The following is a 23342-nucleotide window of genomic DNA, read 5'->3' as shown; positions in this document are numbered from 1 at the left end:
GGATGTAAAAATGAATAATAATAAGCTACAAGACGCTAGAGTTTTGGTTATAGGTGCAGCAGGCTTTATAGGGGGATTTGTTGTAAGTGAGCTTCTTAAGGAACCAGTTAAAGAGGTTATAGTTTACGATAATTTTGCTCGTGGAAAATTGGATAATATAAGAGAAAGTCTTAAAGACCCAAGGTGTCATGTTTTCTCATATGGTGGTGATGTTAGAGAAATTGATATCTTGGATAAAGCAATGGAGGGGGTAGACTATGTTTTTCATCTTGCTGCCATGTGGCTTCTGCATTGTAAAGATTTTCCAAGGACTGCATTTGATGTAAATATAGCTGGTACATTTAATGTACTTGAGGCTTGTGTAAAACATAAAGTTAAAAAACTAATTTATAGTTCATCTGCTTCTGTGTATGGTGATGCAGTGGAAGTCCCTATGAAGGAAACACATCCTTTTAATAATAAAAATTTTTATGGAGCTACAAAAATAGCTGGCGAAGCCATGTGTACTGCTTATAATGATAGATATGGTTTGGAAATTATAGGACTTAGATATATGAATGTATATGGTCCCGGACAGGATCAGCATGCTGTATATAGTGGAGTTGTACCCATTGTTTTAAATAAAATAGACAGAAATGAGGAACCGTCTATTAATGGCGATGGGTCTCAAGCTTATGATTTTATATATGTTGAAGACATTGCAAGATGTAATGTACTTGCTCTTAAATCGGATGTGAAATTTAGTTTTTATAATGTTGGTACAGAAGTGCAAACTACAATAAAAACACTTTGTGAAACGATGCTTAGACTTAAAAACTCGAATTTAAAAATAAAATTTATACCATATAGTGCAGATGATGCTAGACAACTTGTTCAAAATCGTATAGGCTCAAGAGAAAAAGCAGAAAGAGAATTGGGGTTTAAATATAAATACTCATTAGAGGAAGGCCTTAAAAAGTTGATTGCTTGGCGTGAAGCAAATGGGATTATAGGGTAGGTAGTATTTTTAGTTTTTAAATGATACGACAGAGAGAAATATAAACATAAAATGGATATAAATAATAGTAAAAACTAAGATTTGATTTCAATATTTATTTTTAGGCAAATCTAGTATAGGATTAATTCTATTATTAAAGTGTTTTTATTAAAAAATTAAATGAGTTTGTGATTAATATGTATAAACTAAAATATATTTCTAGTATCTTTATTACATTTACACAATAAACATTGTTTGCATGAGCATAGTATAGTAAATTTTTAAAACAAGATGAAGAATATTTAAAGAGGTAGTAGTATAAAATGTGTGGTATTGTTGGTGCAGTTTCATTAAATTCTAAAAGTATTCTTGTTGATTGTGCAAAGCCCATGGCCGATAGTATTGCTCACAGGGGTCCTGATGATGCGGGATATTTATTTTTTCATACTGGCTCTAGACACCGTAACTACAAATTATCTTTTTTTCAAAATCTAACCGATGATGAATTCAAAAATATAGACGGCATGCTTCCATCTATTGAGTCTGATTCTATGAAAAGGGAATTATATTCCCATGATTATGATTTATTTCTGGGGCATAGGAGGCTTGCAATACTTGATACAAGCTATGCCGGTCATCAACCCATAAGTGATTTATCTAAAAATATTTGGGTTGTTTATAATGGTGAAATTTATAATTTTCAAGAAATAAAAAATGAGTTGATAAAAATAGGGCACAAATTCAAAAGTAATACAGACACAGAAGTTATTGTATATGCTTATATAGAATGGGGTGAAAAATGTATCGAGAAATTTAACGGTATGTTTGCTTTTTGTATATATGATAACTTTAAAAAACGTATTATTCTTGCACGTGATCGCTATGGCATAAAGCCTATTTATTATCATTTAACCAAAGATAAAACTCTTATTTTTGCAAGTGAAATAAAAGCTATTTTAAGATACAAAGACTATGAAACACAAGTTGACAAAGAAGCATTGCTGGAATATTTTACTTTCCAAAATATTTTTACGAATAAAACTCTTCATAAAAATATACAAATTTTAGAGGCTGGACATTTTCTTGATATAAATTTAAAAACTAAAGATATTAAAAATATTAAATTTTGGGACTTTAACTTTAAAGAAGAAAATTTTAAAGATGAAAGAGAGTGTATAGAGGAACTAGATAGACTTTTTAACCAAGCAGTTAAGAGGCAGTTGGTTGCCGATGTGCCAATTGGTAGCTATCTTAGCGGAGGTTTAGATAGTGGCTCTATAGTGGCTATTGCTGCTAAAAATATTCCTTGGTTAAATACTTTTACTGTAGGCTTTGATCTAAATAGTGCAAATGGTATAGAGCTTGGATTTGATGAAAGATCAAAGTCTGAATACATGTCATACAAATTTAAAACAGAACACTATGAGATGGTTTTAAAGTCTGGTGATATGGAGAGATGTTTAAATGATTTTGCCTATCATCTTGAGGAACCTAGAGTTGGACAGAGCTACCCAAATTATTATGCGGCAAAACTCGCTAGTAAATTTTCTAAGGTTGTTCTAGGGGGTGCTGGTGGCGACGAGTTATTTGCCGGATATCCTTGGAGGTATTATAGGGCTGTAAATAATATAAATTTCGATGATTATGTGGATAAATACTATGGTTTTTGGAAGAGGCTTTTGCCAAATAAGGATCTAAAGGAGCTTTTTTTACCAATTGCAAAAGATGTTGAGAATGTATGGACTAGAGATATTTTTGCAAACATTTTTATAGATAAGAAAACAGGGCAAACACCAGAGGAGTATATAAATCATTCATTATATTTTGAAGCTAAAACTTTTTTACACGGACTTTTAGTAGTTGAAGATAAGTTATCAATGGCACATTCTCTAGAAACTAGAGTGCCATTTTTAGACAATGATTTGGTTGATTTTGTTCAGAAAATACCAGTAAGATTCAAACTTCGGAATTTAAAAAATGTTGTAAATGTAGATGAAAACTCCATAGGAAAGCTGCAAAAGACAAATGATGGGAAAATGATACTACGAAAAGCTATGAAAAAATATATACCAAGTGAGATAAACAATGCTATCAAACAAGGATTTAGTTCTCCTGATGAAAGTTGGTTTAGGGGGGATAGTATGGAGTTTGTTAAAACAAAAATTTTAAATAAAAACGCTAGAATATACAATTATTTTGATAAAAAAACCGTTGAAAGATTATTGGAAGAACATTTAAACGGTAGGCAAAATAGAAGACTTTTTATTTGGAGTTTACTAAATTTTGAAGAATGGAACAATATTTATGTGTGATAAAAAAGAAAAATACAAGTTAACAAATGTTGGTTTTACTAATGAAGACATAGCCAGTACCTACATTACAACAGAGTTAATAGAAGATACTGTGCAACTCGAAAAACAAGATGCTAGTATTGATCAGTATATGGATACTCATGTATTCGGAAAACATTCAGATGAAATAATTTTTTTAATGAATGAATTTCAAGCGTTTATATCTTTGAATATAATTGGTAACTTGGAACATAAATTTGTACTTGATGTAGGATGTGGCATATCTAAAACGTATCCTATATATTTTAATAAATTAAAGAATATAGGATTTTTATCATATGTTGGACTTGATCCATTTGATGTCAATAAAACAGACAGAGAGTATTTGTTTATAAATGGAAAATTTGAAGGCCTAAATAGATATTTGGATCATAAATTTGATTATTTGATCTTTAGTACCAGTCTTGATCATTTTGAAAATTTAGAAGATGTAAAAGATGAAATTAGGAAAGTATTAAAACCAAATGGTATCGTTTTTTTTTGGATTGGTTTGCATGATTGTGATTTGGTGGCTAGACAATCTATTTATAAATTTTTTGAACATTTTAAAATATTAAATTTTAAAGATCTAATTATTAAAATGATTAAAACACCTTTATACTTATTTCTATTATATAAAGCAATGAGGAAAAGATCATACAAACTGAATAATAAAATTCCATTAGATGATTTGCATTTCCATTATTTTACGCGATCTTCGATAGATAAATATATAAAAAGCCTGGGTGGTTCTGTTGTTGACACTAAAATAGTGCCTTTTTCAAATTCAATAATGTACGCAGTTGCTATCTATTAAAATTAATGAAAAGGGAATTGCTTTCTAATAGTCTTATTTATATTATTGGCAACATTATAACAAAAGGTTTGTCTGTTGTGCTGTTGCCAATATATACCAAATATATTACTGCTGAGGACTATGGACTATTTGATTTGATATTTATTGCTTCTAATATTGTTAACATACTCCTAACATTTGAAATTTCAATTGCAATTGCTAGGTTTTATCAATCTTCTAGTGATATCGATCGGAGAGAATATGTTTCTACAGCATTTATATTTATTTTATTTACTTATACTTGTTTTTTAACTTTTGCCTTATTTTTTAGTAAAGAGTTGACTTTATTGATTTTTAATGGTGATAATTTTAAGTATTTCTCTATTGCCTGTTTTGTTGTTTTTACAAATGGAATATTTTATTTTATCCAAGGAATTCTTAAGTGGGAAATTAAGCCACTGTATAATATAATAACCTCTGTGGTAAATGCTTTGTGTATTGCCATTATTGCTATACCGCTGTTATTATGTGGTTTTGAATTATTCTCTTTATTGATCGCACAAATACTTGCTAACGCTACTTCAATTATTCTTGCTTTTTATTATTCAAGAAATAATTACTCTATGCTTTTTAATTTTTGTAAATTTAAAGAGCTTATTAAATTTTCTTATCCATTTGTTTTTTCTAGTATATCTATTTTTATTGCAAATAGTATAGATAGAGTAGCAATTGGTAATTTACTTGGATTGAAAGAACTTGGAATTTACAGTATAGCATACAGGTTTGCATCAGTTGTTTCTCTTGTTATGGTTGGTTTTCAGTGGGCTATAATGCCATTGGTGTCTAAATATTATAAAGATCAAAAAACTAAAAAAGATATATCAATTATATTTAGTTTTTTTTCAGTATGTGCTATATTTATTGTTTGTGCCAGTATTTTGTTTTCAAATGATGTTTTGTTTGTTTTTGTAACTAATGATTTTTACGAGTCAGCAAATTTTATTCCATGGCTTGTTATGGTAATGTTTTTCTCAACTATGTATGTATTTTTTCCTGGAATATTTTTATCTCAAAAAACTATATATACTCTTATAATTGCTTTAGTAGCAGCAGTTTTAAACACGTCTCTAAATTACACTTTGATACCATACTATGGATTATATGGCTCCGTTTTCTCGACGCTATTAAGCTCTTTTTTTGGAGCTTCTCTGTATGGTGTTATTTCAAATAAATTCTACTGCATCTCATATGGCATAGTTAGGAAAATTTGTGTTTTACTATTTATAATCTTTATTAGTTATGTTTTGAGAAATATTTTTTATGAAATCTCTCTGTTTAATTTTATTATAAAATGTATTTTTGCATTATTTTTACTTTTTACTATTACTTTATTGGTTACTACTAGGGAAGAAAAGATATTGCTTAAGTTGCTTTATAATAAAGTAAGATCTAAAATTAGTGGCAGATGAGGGGTAATATTTTGTTTGACTGTAAATTTTATAGCATGTTACTTGATAAGTTTAAAAAAAATGGTTTTTCATTTAGTTATTTTGATAATTTAAATGACAAATGTTGTATTTTAAGGCATGATATAGATGTAAGTCCAAAATTGGCACTAGATATGGCAAAATTAGAATATAAATTAGATGTAAAATCAACGTATTTTTTTATGGTTAGAAGCCCGTTTTATAATCTATTTAGTAGAGCCAATGATTTTATTGTAAGGCAGATCATAGGTATGGGGCATAATATTGGATTGCATTATGATGAGGGATATTATTCTAAAAGTGTTAGTTTACAAGAGCTTATAGATAGTGAGATATTAATGCTTGAAAAAAATTTTGATACAAAAATTAATGTGGTATCATTTCATCAGCCATCAGAAAAGATAATAAATAATTTTATAAAAATCAAACAAATCAATACTTATGATAGGGATTACTTTGGTAATATAAAATATATTTCTGACTCTAATATGGTTTTTAAAGAAAACATTATTGATATAATCACTAGCGGCAAATATTCCAAGATCCAAGTATTGATACACCCTATTTGGTGGATGGCTTATGGTAATAATACTGAAGAAAAATTTATGAGTGCTATAAAGTGCAATTTTGAACAAGAACAAGAGCAAGTTATAAATACTGAAAGGGCATATGGTGTTGAAAAGTGCTTGATAATAGCGAAAAAAAAATAGTATTAGTTGGCTGCACAGAGTATGGATATGATCTATATAAGCCTTTGATCGATAATAATTTGGTATCAATTGGTTGTATAGTTACTCTCAATAAAGAGCAAAGCGAAAGATATAATGTATCTGGCTACAAAGATTTAAGTTGCTTGGTCGGTGATTCATCTATTATGGTATACAATCCTAAGTCTTATGATTTAAAGTCTGTTGAGGATCAGAATTTTTTTTCTTCTCAGAAATTTGATTTAATGCTCATGGGTGGTTGGCAAAGACTTATTCCAGATTGTATATTACGCTTGTTGAAGTTTGGCGGTCTAGGACTTCATGGTAGTTCTGAATTGCTTCCGCAGGGGCGAGGAAGATCTCCTGTAAATTGGTCGATAATACAAAATAAAAAAAGATTTTTAATTCACTTGTTTTATTTAAATGCAGGTGTTGACGATGGCGATATTATAGATATAATGGATTTTGATATAAATGAGTATGATGATTGCAAGACTATTTACTATAAAATTTCTATTTTATCTAGAAAAATGATATTAAATAATCTAGGTGCTATTCTAAATGGAAATGTTGTTTCAAAAAAACAATCTGGATTTTCCAGTTATTATCCAAAGCGAACTCCCGATGATGGTATTATAGATTGGCAAAATATGTCTGTGTATGAAGTATATAATAAGATAAGGGCATTAACAAAACCATATCCTGGAGCGTTTACATTTTGTAATGGTGCTAAAATTATAATTTGGAAGGCTCAAATTTTTGATACCAGAATTATTTACTATGGTTCATCTTTTGGTGAAATTGTTGAGGTATTTAGTGGGGGCGATTTTGTTGTTAATTGTAGGGATGGATTATTGCTAATAAGGGAGTATACTTCATTTGAGTTAATGGTTGGTTCGGTATTTAGCACAATAAAAGGAGAGTAGTTGAATATTTTAATAGTTGGTGCAAATGGGTTGCTTGGAAGATATCTGGTGGATATTCTAAAGGATATTGCTGATTTATCTGCTGTCGTTAAAAATAAACTAAAATTTGAAGGGACTAAAGTTAATGTTGTAGAGGCTGATTTAGCAAATTTTGATGTTGATGTGTTACCAAGATCAGTTGATGTTATTTTTTATTTGGCACAGTCAAATAGATTTAGAGAATTTCCGGATGGGAGCAATGATATGTTGGATGTTAACATATATGCTCCAAATAAAATAATACAATGGGCCGTAAAAAATGGCGTGAAAAAATTTATTTATGCTTCAAGTGGTGGAGTTTATTCAAACCAAACATGTCCTGCTAAGGAGTTTTTTCAAATAGACGCAAACCATAAACTGGGGTTTTACTTAAATAGTAAACTAGCTGCAGAAATGCTTTTAAAAAATTTTGCACCTTTTTTTGAAACATTTATTATTCTTAGACCCTTTTTTATGTATGGGGTTGGACAAACTAGCACAATGTTGATTCCGAGATTAATTAATAACGTTATTGATGGAAAAGATATCATCTTAAACGGTATAGATGGAATAAGAATTAATCCTATTTGCATATTGGATGCTGCACGTATTGTTGCAAAAACCATTGACTTAAAAGGAGAATATATTTTTAATATTGCTGGAGCGGAGATCGTAAGTATTAGGCAATTGGCTGAAGCAGTAGGAGAAGTAGTTGGAAAAAAACCTATTTTTTATCAAAGTAATATTAATAGCAATGATCTGATAGGTGATATTTCTAATATGGTAGAAAAATTAGATAGGCCAACAATAAATATATTTCATGGCATCAATAAAATGGTAAAAGCTTTATGAGGGTGTTACATCTTCCAACATCTGTAGGTGGTAATTCTTGGGGTTTGTCACAGGCGGAGAGAATGTTAGGTATGGACAGTCAGGTTCTTATTGAAGAAAATAATTGGTTGAATTATAAAAGTGATACTTGCCTTAATTTGCAAGACAAAAACAAATACTATAAAGCCTTCAGAAAATTTTATGAATTTTTAAAAATACGCAATAAGTACGATATTTACCATTTTAACTTTGGAACTTCTTTGCTAAATTTTGCTAGTTATAATTTATATTGTTTGGATTTGCCATTTTATGGTGGTAAAAAAATTATAACCTATAATGGGTGTGATATTAGGCAAAAATATAAGACAATTGATAGGACTCCATTTTCTCCGTGTCACGAACATGACTGTAATGGTGGACAGTGTAATAGTGGCATAATGGATAAAAGACGTGTTAAACAATTAGAGAAAGTTGAAAAATATGTTAATCATATTTTTTCTTTAAATCCAGATCTTATACATTTCTTACCGAAAGAAAAAACAACTTTTTTGCCTTACACTATAGCTGGATGGAATGAAATTAGGCATAAAAAATATGAGATAGAAGGTAAAATAAAAATTGTTCATTCTCCAACCAACAGAGGATTTAAGGGGACATCTTATATATTGAAGGCCTTATCAAATTTACAAAAAAAATATAACAATATAGAAATTCAAGTAATAGAAAATGTTTCACATCAAGATGCATTGGCTCTTTATAAAAAAGCAGATATTGTGATAGATCAGATTTTAGCTGGCTGGTATGGTGCTTTTGGTGTTGAGGTTATGAAGATGGGCAAGCCACTTGGTGTTTTTATAAGAGAAGAGGATTTGAAGTTTGTCCCAAAAGATATGTCTAAAGATATCTTGGATAGTGTTATAAATATAAATCCATTTAACATAGAAGATGAACTGTCAAAATACCTAGATAATATTGATTTATTATATAAAAAGAGTCAAGCTTCTGTTGATTATGTAAATAAATGGCACAATCCATTGAATGTGGCAAAGATAGTGCAAAATATATATGAAAGTTGATTTTAAATGTGTGGAATAAGTGGAATAATAAATAAGAGCAATGTTGCCGTGGCAAAAGATAAAATAAAAAATATGAATGATTTGATAGTTCATAGAGGACCAGACGATGAGGGCTTTTTTTATGGCAAAAATTTTGCATTAGGGCACAGAAGACTATCTATCTTGGATCTTAGCAAAGATGGTCATCAGCCTATGAGCTATATGGAAGATAAATATACAATAACATATAACGGTGAAATTTTTAATTATTTAGAGATAAGAAAAGAGCTTGAAGAATTTGGATATAAATTTAACTCAAAAACTGATACCGAAGTTATTTTAGCAAGCTATGATCGATGGGGCAAAGATTGTGTCGAAAAATTTAATGGAATGTGGGCTTTTGCAATATATGACAAAAAAGAAGATATATTGTTTTGTTCAAGAGATAGATTTGGAGTAAAGCCATTTTATTTTACGCAGACAAAAGATAAATTTGTATTTGGCTCCGAGATAAAACAACTTTTAAATTTCTGCAATGGCAAATTTGTAAACAAGACCTTGCTAATTGATTTTTTGGCTACTGGTATGCTAGAACATACTAATGAAACATTTTTTGAAGGTATCTATAAGCTAGAGCAAGCTCATAATATGATTTATGATTTAAAAACTCATAATTTTAAAATTAAAAAATATTATGATATAGCATTAAATGAAAATAATAAAAAATTAGATGAGACTCAAAGCGTAGATTCGGTTTCAAAAAATTTAAAAAAAGCAATTAGATTGAGGTTGAGATCGGACGTTAAAGTCGGAACTTGTCTTAGCGGAGGGCTTGATAGCTCGAGTGTGGCAGCGCTTGCTTCTATGGCATATACCAATGATGAGGAAAAATTTATAGCCATTCATGCAAAATCAATAGAGGAAAGTACAGATGAAAGTATATATGCACAAATGGTGGCGCAGCATTGCGACTTAAATTTACAAATAGTGGAGCCAAGTACACAAAAATTTATTGATAACATACAGGAAGTTGTTTATACGCAAGAGGAACCATTTGGTGGCCCATCTATTTTTATGCAGTATTTTGTTATGCAAAAAGCAAAGGATTTAAACTGTAAGGTTATGTTGGATGGCCAAGGTGGTGACGAGACTCTACTTGGATATGAAAAGTATTATCCAGCAATTTATTTAGACATGTTTAAAAATTTTGGTTTAGTGTACTGTTTAAAAGAGATAATGAGGTCAAATAAAAATAACTCAAAATTGAGTTTATTTGGGATATTGAAATATATAGTTGGAAGTTTATTTTTTGGGATAAGAAAAATTTACATTAAAAGAAATGTTAGTTTTTTAAAAGCTTTTGAAAATAAATTTTTATTCTTGGGAAATTTGTCAAAAAAATATTTCAATATAGATGAGATGCAAAAATATGAAATCTTTACCACAAATTTACCAGCGCTTTTGAGATATGAGGATAAAAACTCAATGAGACACTCTATCGAAACCAGACTTCCATTTGTGGATTATGTAAATTTAGAAAATTCTCTGAGCATAAATGCAAAATATAAAATTAAAGATGGGTGGAGTAAATATGTCTTAAGAAAGGTCATTGATAGCATTTTGCCAAATGAAGTAGTTTGGCGAAAAAATAAATTTGGTTTTAATGCACCTGATAATATTTGGTTAAATAGCATCAAAGATAAAATGAAAGAGGATATATTAAGCTCTAATATTATTAAGTCTGTTGCCGATATGGAGCATTTAAAATTTAAGCTTAATAGCATGAACATACTCATAATGTGGCGTCTTTATTGTGTGAGTGTTTGGGAGAGAGTTTATGATGTTAAAGCAAACTAGCGTTACACTAGTAGTATTAAATAATTTTAAAAACGACAGTAGAGTTTTAAAAGAGGCCCAGACTCTAAAAAATAAAGGCTATTGCGTAAAGGTTGTTGCACTTCATGAAGAGCCACTATTAGAATTTGATAATGTATCTAACATTTCTATTCATAGAATTAGGTTGAAAACTAGAAATTGGTCAAAGCATAAAATAATTCAAATAATAAAGTATATGGAATTTTTATATAAATTTATAAAAGAATATAAAAAATCAGATATTCTCCATTGCAATGATCTTGATACTTTGCCTATAGGTATTTTGATAAAAATATTTTTTAATAAAAAAGTTAAAATTGTTTATGATGCGCATGAATTTGAAATAAATCAAAAGCCGCATCAAAGTAAATTATCCATAAAGCTACTATATTTTTTAGAAAAATTTCTAATCAAATATGCTGATGCTTGTTTTACTGTTAGTGAGTCTATAGCGGATGAATATTATAAAATGTATGCAGTTAAATCAACAATATTATACAATTCTCCAAAATTTATTAAACCAAAAAAAACAGATATTTTTAGAGAGAAATTTTCTATTAAACAAAGCTCTATAATTATGCTTTATCAAGGAGGGTTAAGCCGCGGTAGAGGTCTTGAATTATTACTGGACGCCTTTAAAATTCGCAAAGATAATATTGTAGTGATTGTTTTTATGGGATATGGTGAGCTTGAAGAAACTATTAAAGATTATGCAAATAAATATAGCAATATATTCTATCATGTCGCAGTTTCTCCAAATGAATTATTAGATTATACTGCTGCTGCTACTGTTGCTGTATCGTATATTTACAATAGTTGCCTTAATTATTATTATTGTATGCCAAATAAATTTTTTGAATATACTATGGCTGGACTTCCGGTCCTGGTATCAAATTTAAAGGATTTAGGCGAAAATGTAAAAAAGTATAACCTTGGTGTAGTGGTTAACGAAGATACGCCATATGGGATAAATAATGCAATTGATAAGCTATTGCAGATGGATTTTGAAGTTCTAACAGCAAATGCCTTAAAGTTTGCCAAAGAAAATTCTTGGGAAATTCAAGAAAGAAAGATGATTGCTGTTTATGAGGAACTAAAAAATGGTCGTTAAAATCTCTCACCTTACTTCAGCTCATCCTAGATATGATACTCGTATATTTTTAAAAATGTGTAGCTCTCTTGCAAAAAAACAAAATTATAATGTGAGTTTGGTTGTTGCAGATGGCAAATGTGATGAGATAAAAAATGGATTAAGTATATTGGATGTGGGTGTAAATGCTGGTAACAGATTTACACGTATGACAAAAATTACTGGAAAAATTTTTAAAAAAGCTATTGAACTAGATAGCGATATTTATCATTTACATGATCCAGAGTTAATGCCGGTTGGTCTAAAACTTAAAAAACTTGGGAAGAAAGTTATATTTGATTCACATGAAGATGTAGATAAGGATATTTTATCAAAAGAGTGGATACCTAAAAATCTAAGAAATATTGTTTCTTTCATTTATGCTTCTTATGAAAGGTATGCTTGTAAAAAATTTGATTATATTGTTACCGCTACGCCACATATTAGAGATAAATTTTTAAAAATAAACAAAAACTGTATAGATATAAATAACTTTCCTATTTTAAATGAGCTTCTAACTAGCGTATCATGGGCTGAAAAAAAAGACGAAGTTTGTTATATAGGTGGAATTTCTAGAGTCAGAGGCGTTATAGAGATTATAAAAGCTATTAAAAGCATAGAAGGTGTTATGCTAAATTTGGTTGGAGAATTTGACAATATTAGCTTTTCAAAAGATGTTAGGGGGCTAATTGAAGAAGCAAAGGTAAAAGAATATGGTTTCTTGGATAGAAAAGGAGTTTGTAATGTGTTAAAATTTTCAAAAGCTGGCCTTGTTGTTTTATATCCTATTGTGAATTATCTTGATTCTTTGCCTATAAAAATGTTTGAATATATGAGTGCAGGAATTCCAGTGATAGCTTCAAATTTTCCACTTTGGAAAGAAATTATTGAAAAAAATAGATGTGGAATTTGTGTTGATCCGTTTAGTCCAAGTGAGATAGCTGAAAGTATAAAGTTTATAATACAAAACCCATTGGTAGCTCAAGAAATGGGAGAAAATGGTAAAAGAGTTGTTTTTAAAAAATACAATTGGCAAATTGAGGAGCAAAAATTGTTTAATATTTATGAAGGCCTATTAAAATGAAGCTTCTGACAATTTTAGGCGCAAGACCACAGTTTATAAAAGCGGGATCGGTGAGCCGTGAGATATCCAAATTTGATAGCATCAAGGAGATTATAGTTCATACTGGTCAGCACTATGATGCAAATATGAGCGATATATTTTTTGATGAGATGCAGATACCAAAGCCAAACTATTTTTTGGGCATTGGAGGTAAAACTCATGGTGCTATGACCGGACAGATGATGGAGAAAATAGAAGAGATAGCTTTTAGTGAAAAGCCAGATATGATAATGGTATATGGCGATACAAATTCTACATTAGCTGGTACATTAGTTGCTTCAAAGCTGCACATAAAGCTCGCTCATGTTGAAGCTGGGCTAAGAAGTTTTAATATGCAAATGCCCGAGGAGATCAATAGAATTTTGACAGATCGTGTGAGTCAAATTTTACTTTGTCCTACTGATACTGCAGTGCAAAATTTGAAAAACGAAGGTTTTGAAAAATTTGACTGCAAAATAATAAAAAGCGGCGATGTAATGCAAGATGGGGCGATATTTTATAAAAAGTTTGCAAAAAAGCCAAATTTGAATGTTGATAAAAAATTTATACTTTGCACTATACATAGGGCCGAAAATACAGATAATGAGGTTAGACTTAAGGCCATTTTTGAAGCTTTAAATGATATAGCTAAAAATATCCAAGTTATCTTGCCACTTCACCCAAGAACTAATAATATATTGCAAAATTTAAATGTAAATATTGAAAATCTTACTATTATAGAGCCAGTTGGTTATTTGGAAATGACATGGCTTATTGATAATTGCTTTTTTGTAATGACCGATAGTGGAGGACTTCAGAAGGAGGCATTTTTCTTTAAAAAGCAGTGTATTACATTACGTGATGAAACGGAGTGGGTAGAGCTTGTAAAATGTAAGGCAAATGTTTTAGTGGGCGCAAATAAAGATAAAATTTTAGCCGCCTTTTCAACTATAAAAACTTTTGATGAAAATAATTTGGAATTAAATTTATATGGTAATGGTATGGCAAGTGAGATAATAGTCAAAGAGATATTAAATGCCTAAAAGTGTTGTGTTTATTGGACATTATAATGGTGGCAAGGATGACTTTGATGCTAGACATTTTTTCTTTGCTAAAGAATTAGTGGAGCTTGGCTATAAAACAACGATAATCAATGCCGCTTTTTCTCATCGCATCCATGATGCAAAACTTATAGATGAGCAGTATATTTCGCACATTGATAGTGGAGTTAGATTTTTTAGTATAAAAACACCATTCTATAAAGGTAATGGACTTAGACGCATAGTAAATATGTTTGCATTTGTGTTAAATTTAATAAAATCCACAAAAAAACTATTAGTTGAAATAGGAAATATTGATGTTATTATAATGGCCTCTCCACATCCGTTTGCTATTTTTGCCGCGAAATTTATGGCAAAAAGAGCAAAAGCTAAACTAATAATTGATATTAAGGATATATGGCCATTATCTATTACGGAATTAACTAGTGCAAAAAAATATCATCCATTTGTGATGCTGACAAAACTAACGGAGATTTTTGCTTATAAGGCTCAAGACAAGGTTGTATCTCCTCTCAATAATATAAATGAATATTTTTATAATTCTGGTTTTAATATTCAAGCTGAGCATATTCCAACTGGACTCGACTTGGATTTTTATGAAAATATAAATCACAAAAATCTATCCATAAATATACCAAGTGATAAATTTATAGTTGGTTATATTGGAGGCATTACCAAGTCAAATGCCATAGAATTTTTATTAGAGAGTGCCAACTATTTTTTGCAAAATTATAAAGATATTTTATTTTTAGTTGCTGGAGATGGTTCTAATAAAAATAATTTAGTAAAAAAATATAATTCAAGTAATATTTTGTATATAGATGCTGTTAAAAAAGATGAAGCCTTTATGCTAATGTCCAAATGTAATGTTTTGTATCGTGCAATGTTGCCATTAAAAATTTATAGATATGGGATATCCCCACTTAAAATGAATGAATATATGTTTGCTGGTGTACCAATAGTTCACTCTTTTGACTATAAGGAGCATGATATTGTAATGAAAACAGGATGTGGCATTAGCGTTAAATCCGGTAGTGCGCTCGAAGTACAAAATGCTATCTTGAAAATTTACAATATGTCAAAAAAAGAAAGAGAGAAAATGGGGCAAAATGGCAAAGAATACGTAAAAAATAATTTATCATATAAAGTATTAGTCAAAAAAATGATCGAACTTTTGTAGCTAAACACCCTTTCTCTCAAATATAATTGCAATAGTTTTTACTATGATCTTTATCTCCAGCCAAAGCGACCAGTGTTTGATGTAGTAAAGATCATACATTAGTTTTTGTTTGGCGTCGTGTGTATTTGAGCCATAAGGGTAGTTTACCTGTGCCCAGCCAGTTATCCCTGGGCGAACGATGTGGCGTTCATTGTAGTACGGTATCTCTTTTTCAAAGAAATTTATCCAGTGTCTTCGCTCAGGTCTTGGCCCTATTAGATGCATTTGCCCTCGAAAGACATTTATACACTGCGGTACCTCGTCTATACGAGTTTTTCGCATAAATTCGCCAAACTCAAATACCCTCTCGTCATTTTTACTAGCAAATTTTACCCCATCTTTCTCGGCATCTTCCATCATCGAGCGAAATTTTATGCACTCAAATTCCTTGTTATCTAGTCCAACCCTACTTTGTAAAAAGTAAAGGCTTCCAGGTGATTGCTCGTCTATCTTTCTTTTTACATAAAATTTTAGGCCAAAAAGCAAGATGAAAAGTATCAAGCAGCTAGCATAATCGATCATTCGCTTGAGTACATAGCCAAAAGCACCATAAGGCCTTATTTCATCTAAAAAATTAAGATTTTCGCCATTTTCTGGGATATAACATTTGTGCAGATAAATTTCTAAAAAATTCTCTACGTTTAGAAATTTTATCTTTTTATACTTCGTTTTAAACTGCAAAAGTGTGAGAAATCTAACCAATTTGCTATCGACTGGCTTTGCGGTATTTAGCACTATTAGCCTTTGATCGCCTGATTTTATGAGATTTTCTAGTGCACTTCGTAAGGCTCTTGCGTCGCTATTTTCATGGGATAAAAAATTTACTTGACCAAATTTCTTTCTAAGCTTTTCTAGTTCTAGGCTGGTAAAAGTATATTTTTCGCCAAGGATGATCATAGGCCTATCCCTTTATCTTTATTTTAAATTTGCATTATAAAATTCGTCTAATTATACCCAAACGTGCTAATTGCATTTTTAAAAAATAGATTAAGGTTAAAATATGTCTCATAAATTTTTCGCTGTGTTAGTTCTGGCAGTGATTTGCGCCGTCTCTTTTACGCTCTCAAATACGATTTTGGCTAAATTTCACACCAGCCCGCTCATCATCTCCATCGTTTTAGGCGCCATTTTTGCAAATCTTTTCACCAAACAGACACAAATTTTAAAAAGTAGTGGCGTCGTAGCGATCGCTAGGAAGCAAATTTTAAGGCTAGGCATTATACTTTTTGGCTTTAACATAAGCCTTAGCGAGATCGCAAGTGTCGGCACTCTAGGCGTGATATACGCAGCTTTTATGGTCTTTGCGACCTTTTGCTTTGCGCTTTTTACCGCTAAAGCTTTGGGGCTTAGTAAGGATAGCGCTGTGCTCATTGGCTCAGGGGCTAGTATATGCGGCGCAGCTGCTGTTATGGCCACGCAAAATGAGATAAAAGCGGACGCAAACAAGCTTGCTATCGCCATTTGCACAGTGGTACTTTTTGGGACGATTGGCATGTTTATCTATCCATTTATCGCTAAATTTCTAGCTCTCACGCCACACCAAACCGGCTTTTTTATCGGCGGCTCACTTCACGAAGTAGCCCATGTAGTGGCAGCTTCAGCAGCATTTGATAATACTGCAAGTAGCACTGCCGTCATTATAAAAATGCTTCGCGTAATCATGCTCGTGCCATTTTTGTTTTTGCTAAATTTCTTAAATTTAAGCCAAAATAGTGGTGGTTCAAAGCTAAAGAGCATACCATGGTTTGCGCTATTTTTCTTAGTGGCGATCTGCGTTAGATCTCTACCATTTTTCCCTGAAAATTTGGTGCAAATTTTAAAGCTAACCGCTAGCATATGCCTTTGTGTTGCGATGTGTGCTTTGGGATTTGGGATAGATAGGAGTATATTTAAAGCGACGGGCAAAAAGCCATTTTTGCTAGCATTTTTTATATTTTTATGGCTTATTTGCTCTTCGCTTATTTTCGTTAAGACTCTTTGCTAGTTTTTAGCTTTTGCAAAAACTCTTCGATGTTGTATTTTGCTCGATAAGCTGGGCTTAAAAGATGTACTAAGATGTCGCCAAGGTCCATCACGATCCAATCAGGCGAGCTCTCAGTGCCTATAAATTTTTCTCCAAGAGGTTTAAGCTCCTCTTTTAGATCCTCGCTCAGTGAGTAAGCGTGCCTCTCGCCAAGCGTTGTAGCGATAATTACGGCTTTTACGAAATAATCATCCCCGCTCATATCAAACACTTGTATCTCTTCAGCCTTTTTTGCATCTAAAACCTTAACTATACTTTCGGTGCGCTCTTGCATCGATCTCTCTTGCATCTTTAATCCTTGGTAAAAATTTATAACTTCATCTTTTATCTTGCTAGGCAGCTCATCAAGCCCCTTTTGGTGCCTGATCTGTGACGAGCTAACATCCACGTGCACGTCCATTTTTTGTAGATTACGTGGAATTTCTATGTGATTGCGCTTGGCGATCACAAACTGCACTAAGCTTTTTAGCTCCTCGTAGCCATGCCATTTATCAAGTGTGGCTAGGTGGTCTGCGCCTATTATGAGATAAAATTTTTCTATCTTGAATTTCTCATACAAATACTTGACCGTCTCTATGGTAGGCACCGGGCGAGCTAAATTTATCTCATAGTCTGAGATCTCGACCTTCTCTAGGCCGCCCCAAATTTCTCTTATCCACTTTAGGCGAAGCTCTGGTGGAGCTGAAAATTCGCTCTTAAAAGGACTTATAAAAGTTGGCATGATGATGAGCTTATCGATATCAAGGCCGCTTAGTGCCATTCTTACAATGCTATCGTGTCCTAAATGAACCGGATCAAAGCTCCCGCCAAAAAGTGCTAACTTCATCTATTAAAGTGCCTTGTTTATATTTGTTTTAAAATTCTTTTTTGTAGAATTAGGCGTAATTATATCAAAAGGAGCTAAGATGTCAGTTAAAGTAGCAATAAACGGCTTTGGGCGTATCGGTAGGTGTGCCGCTCGTATTATTTTAGAGCGAGACGACGTTGAGCTTGTCGCTATTAACGACACGGCGACGCGCGACATGACGCGCTATCTGCTCAAATACGACAGCGTGCACGGCGAATTTAAGCAAGACGTTAAGGTGATAAGCGACGATTTTATAGAAGTAAACGGCAAAAAGATAAGAGTTTTTTCAACAAGAGATCTAAACGAGCTTAGCTACGCAGACTACGGCGCAGACGTGGTTTTGGAGTGTACGGGCAAGTTTTTAACCACCGAAAAATGCGAACCGTATCTAGCTCGCGGCGTCAAAAAAGTCGTCATGAGCGCTCCGGCAAAAGACGACACGGCGACGTTCGTAGTCGGCGTAAACGACGATAAATACGCAGGCGAAGCGATCGTCTCCAACGCAAGCTGCACCACAAACGGCCTAGCGCCCGTCGCAAAGGTGCTAAACGATAAATTCGGCATCGTAAAAGGGCTCATGACCACGATCCACGCCTACACAAACGGCCAAAGCTTGGTTGACGTGAAGGCCAAAGACTTCCGCCGTTCGCGCGCTGCAGCCCTAAATATCGGACCTACGACCACCGGAGCCGCAAAAGCGATCGCAAAAGTACTTCCCGAGCTAAACGGCAAGATGCACGGACAAGCGGTCCGCGTGCCGGTCGCAAACGTATCAATGGTCGATTTAACGGCGGTTTTAAAAAGACCGGCTAGCAAAGAGGAGATAAATGAGGCGTTTAGAGCGGCTGCCGAGTCGAATTTGAAGGGAATTTTATTCGTCGATGACGATTATAGAGTTAGCAGCGACTTTTGCACGAGCGCATACAGCAGCATCGTAGCTAGCGACACGACGCAGGTCATCGCCGATGATATGGTAAAGGTCTTTGCGTGGTATGACAACGAGTGGGGCTACTCGACAAGGCTTGTGGACCTAGCCAAGATCGTGGCTACGAAGTAAATTTAAAGGGTGAAAAATGAGTGAAATTTTATCGATCAACGATCTTGAGCTAGGCGGCGCGAAAGTATTTGTTAGGTGCGATTTTAACGTGCCGATGGACGAGTTTTTAAACATCACCGACGACCGCAGGATCCGCTCGGCGATCCCTACGATCCGCTACTGCCTAGATAACGGCTGCAGCGTGGTTTTGGCTAGCCATCTAGGACGTCCGAAAAACGGCTTTGAGGAGAAATTTTCGCTACGAGGCGTGGCAAAGAGGCTTTCAAGGTTGCTTGATAGAGACGTGATATTTGCCGAGGACGTCGTCGGCGCGGATGCCAAAGCCAAAGTTGCCGCGCTAAAACCGGGCGAAATTTTACTTCTTGAAAATTTGCGCTTTGAAAAGGGCGAAACCAAAAACGACGAGGCGCTAGCCGCCGAGCTCGCTAAGTACGGCGAATTTTACATAAACGACGCGTTTGGCGTCTGCCACAGAGCGCACAGCTCGGTCGAGGCGATCACTAAATTTTACGACGAGAGGCACAAAGCGGCGGGATTTTTGCTGCAAAAGGAGATAAATTTCGCTCAAAATCTCATCAAACACCCTGCGCGCCCGTTTGTGGCGGTCGTTGGCGGCAGTAAGGTTAGCGGCAAGCTGCAAGCCCTGCACAACCTGCTTCCGCGTGTGGATAAGCTGATAATTGGCGGCGGCATGGCGTTCACGTTTTTAAAATCGCTCGGCGAAAATATCGGAAATTCGCTGCTCGAAGAAGACCTCATCGAGGACGCGAGAGAAATTTTACGCAAGGGCAGGGAGCTTGGCGTTAAAATTTACCTGCCCGTAGACGTCGTCGCAGCCCAGACCTTTTCGGCCGAAAGTGCCGTGAAATTCGTCCCCGCGCAAGAAATACCTAGCGGCTGGATGGGGCTAGATATCGGACCTGCGTCGATTAGGCTCTTTAAAGAGGTCATCGCCGACGCGCAAACCATCTGGTGGAACGGGCCGATGGGCGTTTTTGAGATGGATAAATTTAGCAAAGGTAGCATCAAAATGAGCCACGCTATCATCGACACTCACGCGACTACGGTCGTTGGCGGCGGCGATACGGCCGACGTCGTCGAGCGCGCGGGAGACGCCGACGAGATGACCTTTATCTCCACGGGCGGAGGTGCTAGCTTGGAGCTTATCGAGGGCAAGGAGCTACCCGGCATAAAACCGCTTAGAAAGGCTGCGGAGTGAGATTTTTAGCAAATTTGAAGTGCAATCACACGAGAGCTAGCTTTGCTAAATACGCTGAAATTTTAGACGCAAATTTAAGCGCAAACGACGACGTGACGGTATTCCCCCCGTTTAGCGCGCTTGATGGCGCGGCTCATAAATTTAAACTCGGCGCGCAAAATTTCTATCCGTGCGAAAGCGGCGCTCACACCGGCGAGATCGGCAAGGCGATGCTGGACGAGTTTGGCGTAAAAAGCGTGCTGATCGGGCACTCCGAACGGCGCGTGCTAGGCGAGAGCGAGGAGCTTTTGCGCGCGAAATTTGACTTCGCCGTAAAGGCGGGCTGGCAGATCGTCTACTGCATCGGCGAAAATTTGAGCGTAAACGAAGCTGGCGGCACGAAGGAGTTTTTGGCCGAACAGCTAAAAAATATCGACCTTGGCTACGAGCGGCTGCTGATCGCCTACGAGCCAATTTGGGCGATAGGCACGGGCAAGAGCGCGAGCGCAGAGCAGATAGAGGAGATTTTAAATTTCATCCGCGAGAAGACGAGCGCGCCGCTACTTTACGGCGGCAGCGTAAACGTCGCAAATATCGGCGGGATAGCGGGTATAGCAAACTGTGATGGAGTATTAGTGGGGACGGCGAGCTGGGACGCCTCTGGTTTCTTGGAACTTATTAGCGCGTCATCTCGCTGACGTCTTTAAATGATTTTGTAAATTTCGCCCTGCGACAGGCTAAATGCCTAGTCTTGGGACGAAATTTACTGCGAAACATTTAAATCCGCCTAGCGATACTGCCGCTGTCAAATTTAGTTTCAAATTTGGCGTTTTCGCGAGATTTCGCGAATTTTAATTTATAGAATTTTAAGTCAAATTGCGCAGGATTTTTCGCTTAGTTAAGGCAGGATTTAAAAAATAAGCAGAGTAAGCATATAGTTTTTGAGCATTGCTTTTAAATTTTTAATGAAAGATAAATAATTCTGCTTGTAGCTGTAAGCTTGTGAAGTAGAAAAAGTTAAGTAGCTTTAATAAAAAGGAGAACAAATGATACTAAAAGGCAAAAAGGGCCTCATCGTCGGCGTTGCGAACGCCAAGTCAATAGCTTACGGCATCGCCGAAGCTTGTTACGCCCAGGGTGCGCAGATGGCGTTTACCTACCTAAACGACGCTCTTAAAAAGCGCGTAGAGCCGATCGCTGAGGAGTTTGGTAGCAAATTTGTCTATGAGCTTGACGTAAATAACCAAGCTCACCTAGACGGCCTTGCTGATAGGATCAAAAAAGACCTTGGCGAGATCGATTTTGTTGTGCATGCAGTGGCTTACGCACCAAAAGAAGCGCTTGAGGGTGAGTTTGTAAACACGAGCAAAGAAGCCTTTGACATCGCGATGGGAACTAGTGTGTACTCGCTACTAAGCCTTACTCGTGCGGTTTTGCCAGTGCTAAAAGAGGGTGGCTCGGTGCTTACTCTTACATATCTTGGCGGACCAAAATTTGTGCCACACTACAACGTAATGGGCGTTGCCAAAGCGGCACTTGAAAGCTCGGTTCGCTACCTAGCACACGACCTTGGCGCTAAAAATATCCGCGTAAATGCGATCAGCGCAGGTCCAATTAAAACGCTTGCTGCAAGCGGGATCGGCGATTTTAGGATGATTTTACGCTACAACGAAGTAAATAGCCCGCTAAAGCGCAACGTCACGACTGAAGATGTCGGTAACAGCGCGATGTATCTGCTTAGCGACCTAGCTAGTGGCGTAACAGGTGAAGTTCACTACGTAGACTGCGGCTACAACATCATGGGCATGGGCGACGTGGCTACCGATGCCGAGGGCAATACGATCCTAGCTTGGGACGCAAAATAATCTACTAATACAAATTTGGCGGGGTGACTCGCCAAATTCTTCTTTAAAATTTCACTAAATTTACCGCAAGGGCATACAAAATGAGCTTTAGATGAGCTTATAGACGCAATAGGCCAGGCTGGGCACTGATCAAGGAGTGGCTAAAAGAGGCTAATTAAAATTTTGTCTCTTGATGAAAGCATGGTGTAAAGCGAGCTTTTAGGACTTTAGACAACTACTTGCTCACCGATGGGAGCGTTTGTTTATGAGTGTGGTGGCATCGTGATAGATAGTGGTTGGTTGCGCATGCTTGGCTCAGTATGTGAGCAGATGAAGCATAAAATTTACAGCTTTAACCCTGGCAAAAGCTTTAGCGAAGCAGGCTAAATGCCTAGCAATTTGCTCGTGGCAAACGATGTTTTGGGTGGATTTTTTGCGATAAACGGCGATGCCTTTGGTGGCAAAAAAAAGGGGGCAATGTCTTTTACTGCGTGCCAGATAAGCGGCAAATGGAAGGACGCGTAGCTTGGCTACTCGTAGTTTTTACTGGGCGCTATGCGGCGAAATATTGAAATTTTATGAGCTTTACCACTGGGATAACTGGCGTGAAGATGTGAAAAATTTTAGCCTTGATAGGATGATATTTGTACTACTGCCGATACTTTGGTAAGACACCAACGTAAGTCTAAGACTAAAAAATATAAAAAAGGATGATATTTGCATGAATGAATTTTTCATTTTTGCCTTCAAGGGCGTCTAATAAATTTGTATGTTACTTCTATTAGATCCAATAGTTTCGCTCTATCTTATTTAAAATTTATAAAATTTTTTCATAATTTACTTAAGAGTGTTTATAAAAAT

The 23342-nt window shown here is 34.8% G+C and carries 21 protein-coding genes and 1 pseudogene; 20 read left to right on the top strand and 2 right to left on the bottom strand.

Features of this window, described 5'->3' with window-relative positions:
• Positions 1–10: 10 nt before the first annotated feature.
• From CVS93_RS09220 to CVS93_RS09160, 13 genes are all read left to right on the top strand, one after another.
• Positions 11–997, top strand: coding sequence for an NAD-dependent epimerase/dehydratase family protein (locus tag CVS93_RS09220; RefSeq protein ID WP_107687402.1), 987 nt, complete (start codon positions 11–13; stop codon positions 995–997).
• A 302-nt stretch (positions 998–1299) separates the two neighbouring features.
• Positions 1300–3288: an asparagine synthase (glutamine-hydrolyzing) gene (gene asnB / locus CVS93_RS09215; RefSeq protein ID WP_107687401.1), complete on the top strand. Its 1989-nt coding sequence runs from the start codon at positions 1300–1302 to the stop codon at positions 3286–3288.
• Positions 3281–4123: a methyltransferase domain-containing protein gene (locus tag CVS93_RS09210; protein WP_107687400.1), complete on the top strand. Its 843-nt coding sequence runs from the start codon at positions 3281–3283 to the stop codon at positions 4121–4123. Before asnB (CVS93_RS09215) ends, CVS93_RS09210 begins: the two co-directional genes overlap by 8 nt.
• Positions 4124–4140: 17 nt before the next feature.
• On the top strand, positions 4141–5571 hold the full coding sequence (locus tag CVS93_RS09205; protein ID WP_159071532.1) for a lipopolysaccharide biosynthesis protein: 1431 nt from the start codon (positions 4141–4143) through the stop codon (positions 5569–5571).
• Positions 5572–5582: 11 nt separating this feature from the next.
• Positions 5583–6299 carry a hypothetical protein gene (locus tag CVS93_RS09200; RefSeq protein ID WP_107687398.1) on the top strand — a complete coding sequence of 239 codons (717 nt, stop codon included), beginning with the start codon at positions 5583–5585 and terminating at the stop codon, positions 6297–6299.
• Positions 6272–7222, top strand: coding sequence for a methionyl-tRNA formyltransferase (locus CVS93_RS09195; protein ID WP_107687397.1), 951 nt, complete (start codon positions 6272–6274; stop codon positions 7220–7222). Before CVS93_RS09200 ends, CVS93_RS09195 begins: the two co-directional genes overlap by 28 nt.
• Positions 7223–8092, top strand: a complete 870-nt coding sequence (locus CVS93_RS09190) for an NAD-dependent epimerase/dehydratase family protein (protein WP_107687396.1) — start codon at positions 7223–7225, stop codon at positions 8090–8092.
• Positions 8089–9147, top strand: a complete 1059-nt coding sequence (locus tag CVS93_RS09185; RefSeq protein WP_107687395.1) for a glycosyltransferase — start codon at positions 8089–8091, stop codon at positions 9145–9147. Before CVS93_RS09190 ends, CVS93_RS09185 begins: the two co-directional genes overlap by 4 nt.
• A 6-nt stretch (positions 9148–9153) precedes the next feature.
• Positions 9154–10983, top strand: coding sequence for an asparagine synthase (glutamine-hydrolyzing) (gene asnB / locus CVS93_RS09180; protein ID WP_107687394.1), 1830 nt, complete (start codon positions 9154–9156; stop codon positions 10981–10983).
• On the top strand, positions 10964–12112 hold the full coding sequence (locus CVS93_RS09175) for a glycosyltransferase (protein ID WP_107687393.1): 1149 nt from the start codon (positions 10964–10966) through the stop codon (positions 12110–12112). The genes asnB (CVS93_RS09180) and CVS93_RS09175 overlap by 20 nt, the downstream gene beginning before the upstream one ends.
• Complete coding sequence (locus CVS93_RS09170) at positions 12102–13214, top strand: glycosyltransferase (protein ID WP_107687392.1); 1113 nt, start codon at positions 12102–12104, stop codon at positions 13212–13214. Before CVS93_RS09175 ends, CVS93_RS09170 begins: the two co-directional genes overlap by 11 nt.
• Positions 13211–14275, top strand: coding sequence for a non-hydrolyzing UDP-N-acetylglucosamine 2-epimerase (gene wecB, locus CVS93_RS09165; protein WP_107687391.1), 1065 nt, complete (start codon positions 13211–13213; stop codon positions 14273–14275). The genes CVS93_RS09170 and wecB overlap by 4 nt, the downstream gene beginning before the upstream one ends.
• Positions 14268–15473: a glycosyltransferase family 4 protein gene (locus tag CVS93_RS09160; RefSeq protein ID WP_107687390.1), complete on the top strand. Its 1206-nt coding sequence runs from the start codon at positions 14268–14270 to the stop codon at positions 15471–15473. The genes wecB and CVS93_RS09160 overlap by 8 nt, the downstream gene beginning before the upstream one ends.
• On the opposite strand, the gene CVS93_RS09155 is transcribed toward CVS93_RS09160, so the two are convergent.
• Positions 15474–16409 (bottom strand): sugar transferase, encoded by a 936-nt coding sequence (locus CVS93_RS09155; protein WP_107687389.1) that lies wholly within the window; start codon positions 16407–16409, stop codon positions 15474–15476. It abuts the gene before it with no gap.
• Positions 16410–16512: 103 nt separating this feature from the next.
• Between CVS93_RS09155 and CVS93_RS09150 the strand changes: the two genes are divergently transcribed.
• The gene (locus CVS93_RS09150) at positions 16513–17496 is read left to right on the top strand and encodes a YeiH family protein (RefSeq protein ID WP_107687388.1); all 984 of its coding nucleotides are present in this window, start codon (positions 16513–16515) and stop codon (positions 17494–17496) included.
• On the opposite strand, the gene nadD is transcribed toward CVS93_RS09150, so the two are convergent.
• The gene (gene nadD, locus CVS93_RS09145) at positions 17480–18361 is read right to left on the bottom strand and encodes a nicotinate (nicotinamide) nucleotide adenylyltransferase (protein WP_107687387.1); all 882 of its coding nucleotides are present in this window, start codon (positions 18359–18361) and stop codon (positions 17480–17482) included. The two genes, CVS93_RS09150 and nadD, sit on opposite strands and share 17 nt — an antisense overlap.
• A 79-nt stretch (positions 18362–18440) precedes the next feature.
• Between nadD and gap the strand changes: the two genes are divergently transcribed.
• The 6 genes and pseudogenes from gap (at position 18441) to CVS93_RS10025 (ending at position 23151) form a co-directional block, all read left to right on the top strand.
• Positions 18441–19439, top strand: coding sequence for a type I glyceraldehyde-3-phosphate dehydrogenase (gap, locus tag CVS93_RS09140; protein WP_107687386.1), 999 nt, complete (start codon positions 18441–18443; stop codon positions 19437–19439).
• 16 nt (positions 19440–19455) lie between these two features.
• Positions 19456–20658: a phosphoglycerate kinase gene (locus CVS93_RS09135; RefSeq protein WP_107687385.1), complete on the top strand. Its 1203-nt coding sequence runs from the start codon at positions 19456–19458 to the stop codon at positions 20656–20658.
• A complete protein-coding gene (locus CVS93_RS09130) occupies positions 20655–21335 on the top strand; it encodes a triose-phosphate isomerase (RefSeq protein ID WP_107687384.1) in 681 nt (226 codons plus the stop codon). Before CVS93_RS09135 ends, CVS93_RS09130 begins: the two co-directional genes overlap by 4 nt.
• A gap of 348 nt (positions 21336–21683) precedes the next feature.
• A complete protein-coding gene (gene fabI, locus CVS93_RS09125) occupies positions 21684–22502 on the top strand; it encodes an enoyl-ACP reductase FabI (RefSeq protein WP_107687383.1) in 819 nt (272 codons plus the stop codon).
• 228 nt (positions 22503–22730) lie between these two features.
• A pseudogene (locus CVS93_RS09120) lies at positions 22731–23006 on the top strand (DUF2625 family protein).
• Between the two features lies 1 nt (position 23007).
• Positions 23008–23151: a DUF2625 family protein gene (locus CVS93_RS10025; protein ID WP_265094360.1), complete on the top strand. Its 144-nt coding sequence runs from the start codon at positions 23008–23010 to the stop codon at positions 23149–23151.
• Positions 23152–23342: the final 191 nt, after the last annotated feature.

Origin of the sequence: Campylobacter concisus (assembly GCF_003048535.1) — a bacterium.
GTDB classification, from domain to species: Bacteria; Campylobacterota; Campylobacteria; order Campylobacterales; family Campylobacteraceae; genus Campylobacter_A; species Campylobacter_A concisus_S.
The sequence above is the reverse complement of the archived record's forward strand: the minus strand, read 5'-3'. Positions and strand labels throughout refer to the sequence as shown.